The organism is Lentibacillus salinarum (assembly GCF_042679865.1).
Taxonomy (GTDB): domain Bacteria; phylum Bacillota; class Bacilli; order Bacillales; family Amphibacillaceae; genus Lentibacillus; species Lentibacillus salinarum.
The window spans coordinates 127,258-137,156 of record NZ_JBHTNH010000023.1 but is presented as its reverse complement, the minus strand read 5'-3'; the positions used below and the strand labels follow the sequence as shown (position 1 = coordinate 137,156).

General features: G+C 42.9%; 8 protein-coding genes. All 8 read right to left on the bottom strand.

The features are described from left to right. The coding region (locus ACFQ4A_RS10855; RefSeq protein WP_382400455.1) for a hypothetical protein at nucleotides 1–515 on the bottom strand (515 nt) is incomplete at its 3' end. 241 nt (nucleotides 516–756) lie between these two features. Further along, the gene (gene ltrA / locus ACFQ4A_RS10850) at nucleotides 757–2,523 is read right to left on the bottom strand and encodes a group II intron reverse transcriptase/maturase (protein ID WP_382400453.1); all 1,767 of its coding nucleotides are present in this window, start codon (nucleotides 2,521–2,523) and stop codon (nucleotides 757–759) included. Nucleotides 2,524–3,216: 693 nt separating this feature from the next. After that, the gene (gene ltrA / locus ACFQ4A_RS10845) at nucleotides 3,217–5,010 is read right to left on the bottom strand and encodes a group II intron reverse transcriptase/maturase (protein WP_382400451.1); all 1,794 of its coding nucleotides are present in this window, start codon (nucleotides 5,008–5,010) and stop codon (nucleotides 3,217–3,219) included. A gap of 860 nt (nucleotides 5,011–5,870) precedes the next feature. Then, on the bottom strand, nucleotides 5,871–6,224 hold the full coding sequence (locus ACFQ4A_RS10840) for a DUF779 domain-containing protein (protein ID WP_382400449.1): 354 nt from the start codon (nucleotides 6,222–6,224) through the stop codon (nucleotides 5,871–5,873). A 51-nt stretch (nucleotides 6,225–6,275) separates the two neighbouring features. Then, entirely contained in the window at nucleotides 6,276–6,716 is a 441-nt protein-coding gene (locus ACFQ4A_RS10835) for a hypothetical protein (RefSeq protein ID WP_382400447.1), read from the bottom strand. Between the two features lie 76 nt (nucleotides 6,717–6,792). Beyond that, complete coding sequence (exaC, locus tag ACFQ4A_RS10830) at nucleotides 6,793–8,313, bottom strand: acetaldehyde dehydrogenase ExaC (RefSeq protein ID WP_382400445.1); 1,521 nt, start codon at nucleotides 8,311–8,313, stop codon at nucleotides 6,793–6,795. Nucleotides 8,314–8,568: 255 nt separating this feature from the next. Continuing rightward, a complete protein-coding gene (locus ACFQ4A_RS10825) occupies nucleotides 8,569–8,754 on the bottom strand; it encodes a cold-shock protein (protein ID WP_382400443.1) in 186 nt (61 codons plus the stop codon). 114 nt (nucleotides 8,755–8,868) lie between these two features. Then, nucleotides 8,869–9,603, bottom strand: coding sequence for a Cof-type HAD-IIB family hydrolase (locus ACFQ4A_RS10820; RefSeq protein ID WP_382400441.1), 735 nt, complete (start codon nucleotides 9,601–9,603; stop codon nucleotides 8,869–8,871). Nucleotides 9,604–9,899: the final 296 nt, after the last annotated feature.

Below are 9,899 nucleotides of genomic sequence, written 5' to 3'. Positions count from 1 at the left end.
TTTTGTTGTGATACCTGTACCTTTTTAATCTCTTTATCTGTAATAATACCACCAAAGTAACTATATTCAGAACCCTCCATATAATCCACAGTAATACCATTCGCTGGGCTTAAAGAAGGGATGTTCAAGAAAATATCGAAGCGTGGTTCATCCAGTGCTACAACAAGGTGAGTTTCCACCTTATCCTTGAAAAGTATGATGTATTTTGTATCTTCAATTTGCTTATAAAGAATTTTTGATTGTGGGAAACTCCGATAATCATTTAGATAATCACTTGCAAGTTCTGAATCAAATATGAACTTTTCTGCCTCAAATAAAGATTTCTTTATAGTCTCAATATCCTGGTTTAAATACGCATTTTTTTGTTTTAATTTTTCAATTTCCTTTACTGGATTCGTTTCGCTGTTCGTCTCACTTGGTGGAACATTACTTTCGTCAGTGTCAATAAAATAAGTAACTACAACAAAGAAAACAATAACTATAATAACCAGAACTACATTTTTGTTTATCCTCATTTTTTACCTCTAGTGTTATATTTAATTAATCTTCTGCCATTTTTCTTAATAACCATCGTCTCATAACTCCATCATCTCCACAATAAATTTTGCAACAATCGTCAGTGATAGGTAAGCCTTTGATGTTATCTCCAGCTTTTGTCGGGTAGGTCAGGGATATTACTATCCCCTTCCCCCCCTAAGAACCGCACGTGTGCCTTTCAGCACATACGGCTCAAGCATGCATTTATCCATGTCTAGGCTAAATTAATCCTATTATCTTCTTTCTCTTTATGTAGTCCATAACACCCCGAAGTTGAGCCTTATTTGGAATGTTATTCCTTGCGGGGAATACCTTGTGGTATTCCAGATGGCAAGATATGTGAACCAATTCTATGTTCTTATATTCATTATTCCCACCTTGGACTCTAGGAATTTTATGATGCATTTCTAGACCTTCGGTTCCATCTGCAATTGATTTACTACACAAAGAGCATTTGTATTTCTGCTTTTTCGCTAACTTTTGTCTATATGCTACATTGTTTCTATCAAACTCTTTCATATCACGTTTCTCAAAATAATCTTTGAGATTTTTGTTAAAAGGACTATAATCATGTGTGATTAGCACGTGTCTTACAATTGGTATCCAAGACACCTTTTTCAATTGATTATTGGTTATTGGGTCAGTTAGTATCCAATTATTTTTACTTTGGCCAGTTTTATCTGGTTTAAAATACCTTTCGCTGATCCATTTCCAGCTCTTTTTTGGGTGAAGCCTTCTCAGAAATTTGTATTGGACTTTCCAAATATGTGAGTCCATTTCAGAAAAGACTTTTTTGGCGACAGTTGGACTCCAATAAATCGCTGTACCTAAAGTGATAGGGTTAAGCGTGCCAATTAGTTTTTGTACATTTTTCCCGTATAATTGCCTTGCTTTATCACTGATTTTCCTCTTCGCATTTTTAATGCTATCCTTGGAAGGTTTGGTATGAACTTTACTACCATTATGAGTTTTGTATTTTCTTATATTGAAACCTAAGAAATCAAACCCTTCTTCAATATGCGTTATTTTCGTCTTGTCCATTGCTAACTCAAGCCCCCTGGTTTCCAGGTACGGCTTCAATTTATTATATAGACTATAAGCATCTTCCTCGGATTCACACATGATGACGAAGTCATCAGCATATTTAGTAACGGCAAACTTAGCCCGATTTTCGTAAGATGTTTTAGTTTTCCTCTTTACCTTTCGGTATTTTATATTAAGTAGATTTTCTAGACCATGTAGTGCGATATTAGCTAGAAGTGGTGAAATAATGCCACCTTGAGGCGTTCCATCTTCTGATTCATGGAATACATTGTTATCTACAAAACCTGCTTTTAACCACTTTGCTATTGTATTAAAGGCCGGAAAACCTTTAATCTGTTCAAGGATATAGTCATGGTTTAAATTATCGAAACAACCTTTAAAGTCGCCTTCAAATATCCAGACCTTCTTATTTCCAACAGTGGTGTGAATTCTTTGAATTGCATCATGACAATTTCTTTTAGGTCTAAAACCATAAGAAGTTGGTTCGAATTTGGCTTCCCACTGTGGTTCAAGTGCTAATTTAGCAATGTTTTGATAAATTCTATCTTTCACGGTCGGTATTCCTAGAGGTCTAAGCTTCCCGTTTTTCTTTTTGAGATAAGTTCGATAAGCCGGCTTGGGTCTATGACACTTGATGTCCATGTCCTTCATTTTATTGTAGAGTTTTATTCTTTCATAAGGATTTAAAGCTTTATGCCCGTCAACTCCAGCCGTTCGTTTCCCCTTATTAATCTGGGTAACTTTTCGAATTGAGAGTAGTAGTGCAGCTTGACTTTTCATTAGCAGACTTTGCAAATCCCTTACTTTACGGATTTTCCCTAGACGTTCGGCATGGTATATTCGTTGCTGTAACTTTTCTACATACTGACTAATCTTTAACCAATTAATACTGTCCCAATCAGTAACGTTTGGTAATGCGGACTTCTTTATAGAAGTGTTCATCGTCTGTTACCATCCTTTTGAATTATTCGTCAACGCTTTATACCATGTTGCACACCAATTGGAATTCGGCACCCTTTCGGGTTATATCATAGGATAATATCCACCCAGTTATTTCCGATTCCTGATGCCTTTCAGCACGGTGGCATTTGCTTTTTCCAATTTCCTTTATCCACTGGGGAATTGGGCTGTGCTTACGCTTAGCTTACCTCAGTAAGGACCCCATTGGACTTAACAAGTTCAACTTCTGTCAGATACGAGTAGGTTAGGTTCCTCCAATACACCGATAGGTCTATGGGTTGCATAAAAGTATTCAGGGGAAGCTACTTTTCCTACCTATTGAAACGCTAGTTTAAACGTGTCTTACCTAGCGACTGCGGTGACGATGCTTATAGAGATTCACTTACCGTTAACCATACTACTCTTTCCCTGACCCCCAACAGCTTAGACACTTAGTTGTTGGTTGGGCACATCCTCATGCAACCCACATTACGATTGCTCATAATGCAGTTTTGGAAGGGAATATTCAATGCAACTTGAATAGTCTCGATAGAGACACTGACTGTGTGCGGTAGAAGTTGCTTCCTGTCGCACCCCCCACTCCACACGGAGCGTGCAAGTTTCCCCGCACTCCGCGTTCCATCTACCGAAGTCTACTAAATCATAAGTTCCCCGTTACTCAGGTGATTGAGATTCCTAAATCGGTTCAAGATGACATCTTTCACGATATCGATTAACCTTTATGATCATTGACCACGTAAGATGTAATCTTGATCTGAGTTCGTCAATCATCTTTTTGTTCGTATAATGTATCAGCTGATGGACCTTCCAATGGAGGATGCGAAGGTTATCAAATTTATCCGTTCCTCCATAACTTTTCGGAATGTAGTGATGACAATGAACATCTGCGGCAGACAGGTCAACGCCTGTGATTTCGCATTTGCCCATCTTCATACTGTATCGACTGATGCGGTTATCCATATATTCAACACTACGATTTGGAAGGGTGGATGTCATAAGACGCCCAATTTCCCGTCTGATATCTGGACGAAGTTTCTGATGAATGGTTTCTCTTCCCGCTTCAGTAAAAGGTGTCATGGTTTGCTTAAATCCCATGGCATTGTCTGTTTGGACATCAGAAAGAGGAAACAAATATACCTCGTCAATTTTAAAAGTTTTACAGCTAGAATGATAGAACTTTTTGTAGACCGGCGGTGGTTTGGCCGGACGGCCATATTTACCAACCGGTCTGAGATGATTGTATAGGTACGCACCTAGGTCATAGGCCATTCGTGAGAACTCAAGGTTAACCTTCGTTGCTTTCTTAAAGTAATTATGAAGACCCAGGACAAAGCTATTGAACAGAAGAGCATTCTTGGCCGAGGGAGATGCCTTGACTTGTCGGATCAGCCTTTTGGCCTCTGTCTTAATCTTTTTCTTTTTATCCGCCTTGATGCCAGTTCGGGCTACTCTCTTACTGCCCTTCTTATCGGCGCGGATGGTGAAGCCGAGAAACTCCGATTCCCTTTTTCGCAGGTTCACAATTTGTGACTTTTCCGGCGAAATATCGAGCTTCAGACGGTCTTTCAAATAAAGTCGGACGGCGTGATACCATTTCTGCGCAGCTTTTCCGTCCTTACAAAGGATTTTAAAGTCATCCGCATAACGGACAAGGTACCCTTCTTTCAGGCGGCTTCGCTTTTTGGCACCTCTTTCGCCAACCTTAGATTGATAGGATTTGGACAGCGGAAAGAATTCCCACTGATCAGCCACCCATTGATCGAGATCATTAAGGACTATGTTCGCAAGTAACGTCGATAACACTCCACCCTGCGGTACGCCCTGTGTAGGAATGCCTTCGCCGTCAATTTCAGCTTTTAACATCCTGTAAATACAGGCCAGCACCTTGCGGTCTTGAATGCCGATATTCCACAGTTGTTTCATCAACAGTGTATGGTTAATATGGTCAAAGAAACCTTTAATATCAATATCAACCACAAAATGAAAGTGGGATAAATTGATAAGTTGTTGGATTCTTGCCATGGCATGGTGTGCTGAACGAAGCGGTCGGAATCCGTAACTATGATTATAGAAACGGGCTTCCGCAATCGGCTCTAACACCTGTTTAAAACTCTGTTGAATAATGCGATCCAGCATACATGGAATGCCCAAAGGACGCCATTTTCCGTTGTCCTTTTCAATCCATTCCCGTCTGACTTTTTTCGGACGGTAGTGATTCAGCTTTCTTCGGACTTCCGTCACGAGTGCTTCTTCTGTCCAAGTTTTCATATCGGCAATGGTTTTACCATCGGTTCCTGGTGTCTTGGACCCTTTATTGGATTTGATCATACGATAAGCTAACAAAATATTTTCTCGGGATGTAATCACATCATAGAGACGCGAAAAGGGCTCTTGTTTCAGACTTTTATCGTACAAATCCGTAAACGTCTTGGTCATGCCGTAGTAATCCCAATAACGTAGAGCTTGCACTGTGGCATCCCTCCTTCATGGAGCGATGTTCCCACGTTCCTACCCGACCGGTGCAACGCACGTATGGAAAATAATCGTTCATTTCGCTAGACTTGGGGCTATTCCTTCACTTCCATTACAGAAGGTTCATCAGTCATGCCCCTACCCTCACAAGAATAAATGTTTTTCGGAAAAACCTTATAACAACCGTTTCAGATGACAGTCCTTGTTTCAACGTCTCTTGTTTTCCAAGTCCCTTACAACCTAGCTTTCCTTACTGGACGTAGGTGTTCCCCTGGAAGCCTGTGAGCAAGATACCGCCGTAGTCCGGTATAGCGTGTTTCATAGGGCCAATTTTTACTTCACGCCACTCACCCCATCGTTGGATGGGCCATAAGTTTCCCTATGGTCAAACTCTAGACCTGTACATTCGGTTATTCGTCAGCTTCATACTAGTGAAGCCATTCTCACCTTATCCAGTTTTTCAGCCGCGCGGCATATCCGTCGGCATACCTTCTCCTGTGGAGTGGCTCCAGCCTTCGTTCTGCCGAATCACCTGTACTTCAAACCCCGTAACCTGTCCGTTACGACGCAGGCAGGCTTTTGACGGGATGGTTTCAGGAAACGTGGTTCCTTCATTCCCATCCTTGATTGTAAAGTTAGGATTCAATGAATCCCCTACATTTCACTTTTTAACGCTTATAGTAGAACTTGTCGAACGTGGCCCGATTGTTGAAACCCAAAATGTTCAATGCAAGACCATTTCGTTACAATCTTTAGATTTATTTTAACATAACTATTCAGAACACCTGGTTAAAATTTAAAAAAGTCTTATTCCAGCAAAAAATCCATGCAGGGTTCTAGCCTGCATGGATTTCTTCCTAACTCAATGCTTGTCGTTCTTCCTCGGTAAACACCCTTGATCTGGTCAGGAACCGCTTTCCCTCCGGCCCTTCCAATGAGAACATTCCGCCGCGGCCGTCAACAGCATCGATGATCAGCTGCGTGTGCTTCCAATAGTCATATTGGTCTTTTGACATATAAAATGGTGTGTCACCAATTTCCCCGAGCTGTACATCTGACTCACCGATCCGGAATTCACCGCGCGGGTAGCACATTGGCGAACTCCCGTCACAACACCCGCCTGACTGATGGAACATGAGCGGCCCATGTGTTTCCGCCAGAATATCGATCAGCTTTAATGCTTCATCAGTCGCCGTTACCCGTTCAACCATCTGTCACACCCTCTCGTTAGTGGTGATATTCCCGCTCTTCTGTTGATTCTCTCATTCTCCCGTTGATATTCCCGTTCTTCCGTTGATTCTCTCATTCTCCCGTTGATATTCCCGCTCTTCTGTTGATTCCGCCATTCTCCCGTTGATATTCCCGCTCTTCTGTTGATTCCGCCATTCCCCTGTTGATATTCCCGCTTTTCTGTTGATTCTCTCATTCTCCCGTTGATATATCCGCTCTTCCGTTGATTCCACCATTCTCCCGTTGATACTTCCGCTCTTCTGTTGATTCCGCCATTCTCCTGTTGATATTCCCGCTCTTCTGTTGATTCCGCCATTCTCCTGTTGATATTCCCGCTTTTCTGTTGATTCTCTCATTCTCCCGTTGATATCTCCGCTCTTCTGTTGATTCCGCCATTCTCCCGTTGATATTTCCGTTCTTCCGTTGATTCCGCCATTCTCCTGTTGATATTTCTGCTCTAATGATCCCTGCACTCCGATTCCGGGATCTTCCTATCTATTAAAATTCCCCCTGTCCACACTTTCACCTTTCTAAACCATGTCGAACAGTCTAAAATAACCCGGCTGGATCGTCACTGTAACTGATTAATAGATTTTTTGTCTGCTGATAATGGTCAAGCATCATCAAGTGGTTTTCGCGTCCGATGCCGGATTTCTTGTAGCCGCCGAACGCAGCATGTGCCGGATACTGATGGTAGCAATTCGTCCAGACACGGCCGGCTTCAATGCCCCGTCCGAAACGATAAGCGGTATTGATATTCCGTGTCCATACGCCGGCGCCCAGGCCATAAAGTGTATCATTGGCGATTTCCATCGCTTCTTCATCATCTTTAAACGTTGTGACAGCCAGCACCGGCCCGAAAATTTCTTCTTGGAAAACACGCATTTTATTATCGCCTTTGAAAATCGTCGGCTCAATGTAATAGCCTTCTTCCATATCACCGTCCAGCTGATTGACATTGCCACCGACAACGACTTCAGCGCTCTCTTGCTTACCGATATCAAGATAGGATTTGATTTTCTCCATTTGTTCCTGCGAAGCTTGCGCACCCATCATGGTCTCTGTATCCAGCGGGTGGCCGATTTTGATTTCATTAACCCGTTTAATCGCACGCGCCATAAATTCATCGTAAATCGATTCATGAACCAGCGCTCTTGACGGACAGGTACATACCTCACCCTGGTTCAGGGCAAACATGACAAGACCTTCAATTGCTTTATCCAGGAAGCTATCATCTTTATCCATCACATCCGAGAAGAAAATATTCGGTGATTTGCCGCCAAGCTCGAGCGTCACCGGGATAATATTTTCCGAAGCATATTGCATGATCAAGCGTCCTGTTGTTGTTTCACCGGTAAAGGCAACTTTGGAAACACGGCTGTTGGAGGCAAGCGGCTTCCCTGCTTCCACCCCAAATCCGTTAACAACGTTGACCACACCAGCCGGCAGAAGATCCTTAATCAAATCAAGCAGCACATGAATGGAAGCCGGCGTCTGTTCGGCCGGTTTCAGGACGACACAGTTACCCGCAGCAAGGGCTGGTGCCAACTTCCAGGTCGCCATTAAAATCGGAAAATTCCACGGGATGATTTGCCCGACGACACCGAGCGGTTCCTGAAAATGATACGCTACCGTGTCATTGTCAATCTGGCTGATACCACCTTCCTGTGCCCGAATGGCCCCGGCAAAATAGCGAAAATGATCTGCAGCCAGCGGCAAATCAGCTGCAAGCGGCTCCCTAACAGCTTTCCCGTTATCCCATGTTTCCGCAACGGCCAGCATTTCCAAATTGTCTTCTATTCGATCCGCTATCTTATTTAACATATTGGCCCGTTCCGCCACAGCCGTTTTTCCCCAGGCATCTTTCGCGTTATAGGCGGCATCAACCGCTGCCTCCACATCTTCCTTTGTTGACCTGGCTAACTCACAAAAGACTTTCCCTGTCACCGGGCTCACATTCTCAAAATACTTTCCGTTTGCCGGTGGACGGTATTCCCCGCCGATGAAATTGTCATACCGCTCCTGAAAATGGACCACTGCACCTTCTGTATTTGGGTTTGCATACTGCATCTCGACATTCCTCCCCATATTTTTGTAATCGTTTACAAAATTCGATGGATTAACAGGGTGATCCCTCTATTTCAGATTATACAACTATTATGTGAATTATGACAACTATTTGCCATCCGACTAACGCATAAAGCCACCCTGATGTAGGTGGCTCGACTAAAAAGGGCCTTTTTTCACCCATTATAAAAAGATGCCTCGTACGACATCCTGTTTTTTAAGTTGCTTCATTTGTTGTCATTGACAATTCAAGCTCGTTTAATCTTCCACTTCAGGCAGAACCCGGGTTTCCAGTTCCATAGACGACTGGCAAAGCGGGCATTCGGGCTCCTCACTAAAACTGAACGACTCACGCATCCAGCCTGCACAGCTTTCACTTGTACATGCCCATACATTCGTTTCCACTTCTGGAACGGATTTTTTTGGGCCACGGGAAAATGACATAACAGCATCCCCTTTCATCGTATTATGACTATTATACGCCTTATCCAGCACAAAGTAAATTTACCTGTCTTATGACAGTATATGTTCAAAACCATCAAATAGAAGGGGATGTATCTATTTTGATAGCACAAATTTGTCAATTGCCTTGCCGACACCATGCTGATTATTTGTATCGGTCACATAATCAGCCACGTTCTTGATCGCCTCCTGGGCATTTCCCATGGCGACACCGACACCCGCTTCCTGAATCATTTTAATATCGTTCAGGCTGTCACCTGCTGCCATGACATTTTCCATCGTAATGCCCAATGCATCGCACACGGTTTCGAGGGCGCTGGCCTTATGAACGCCTTTTGGGTTCACCTCAATATTGATTGGAAGTGAATTCGTCAATTCAAGGTCATCATAATGGGAAAGTTCTTTGACGAGGGTGTCTAATTTTTCAGTATCATGGGATTCACAGCCGAATTTGAGCCATTCATGGGTGGAAAAGTCATCCGGCCGTTCGCCAAACCAAATTCTATCGGTTGAAACCATACGAGCGTGCATTCTCAAACCCTCTGCCAGCTCCCACATCATTTGTATGCGCTGGGGATCAAGCAAATGGCGCTCCTTTAACTTCTTATCAATGGTCCAAATTTCCCCACCGTTACATGTAATCAAAAAAGATGACAAATTCAATGATTCAGCATACGGGTAGCAAGAACCGAGCCAACGTCCGGTACTTAGCACCACCTGTACATCTTTGGCCAACGCCTCGGCAATTTTTTCCCGATTAAAATCCGAAACAGCTTCGTCACAATTCAGTAATGTCCCATCCATATCCAAGGCAATCAATTTAATATCCATTTAGACGCTCCTTTTCTATGTAAAACCCGGCATTAATAACCGTTCCAATAACCAAACAAACTTCGGCACGTCCATCAATCCTCTTTTTATCACACCCCGGACATTGTATTATATTTCGGAATACTAAGCAACGAATCCGTTTGTATGGCCTGTTTTTGTCTGACATGACAGCTGCAACATCGGCAGATCGAATTGGCGATTTTGACAAGTGCTGTGCCATACGGCTATTACCGTCATCAAGCATATTTTTTCAATCGTAAAGTAATGGGTTTCGCCATTAATACCTCAACACACTA

Excerpts from the sequence above, each read along its gene's own strand:
- exaC (WP_382400445.1), bottom strand. The coding sequence starts at position 8,313 with ATGCAGTATGCAAACCCAAATACAGAAGGTGCAGTGGTCCATTTTCAG.
- ACFQ4A_RS10820 (WP_382400441.1), bottom strand. The coding sequence starts at position 9,603 with ATGGATATTAAATTGATTGCCTTGGATATGGATGGGACATTACTGAAT.
- ACFQ4A_RS10840 (WP_382400449.1), bottom strand. The coding sequence starts at position 6,224 with ATGGTTGAACGGGTAACGGCGACTGATGAAGCATTAAAGCTGATCGAT.
- ltrA (WP_382400453.1), bottom strand. The coding sequence starts at position 2,523 with ATGAACACTTCTATAAAGAAGTCCGCATTACCAAACGTTACTGATTGG.
- ACFQ4A_RS10825 (WP_382400443.1), bottom strand. The coding sequence starts at position 8,754 with ATGTCATTTTCCCGTGGCCCAAAAAAATCCGTTCCAGAAGTGGAAACG.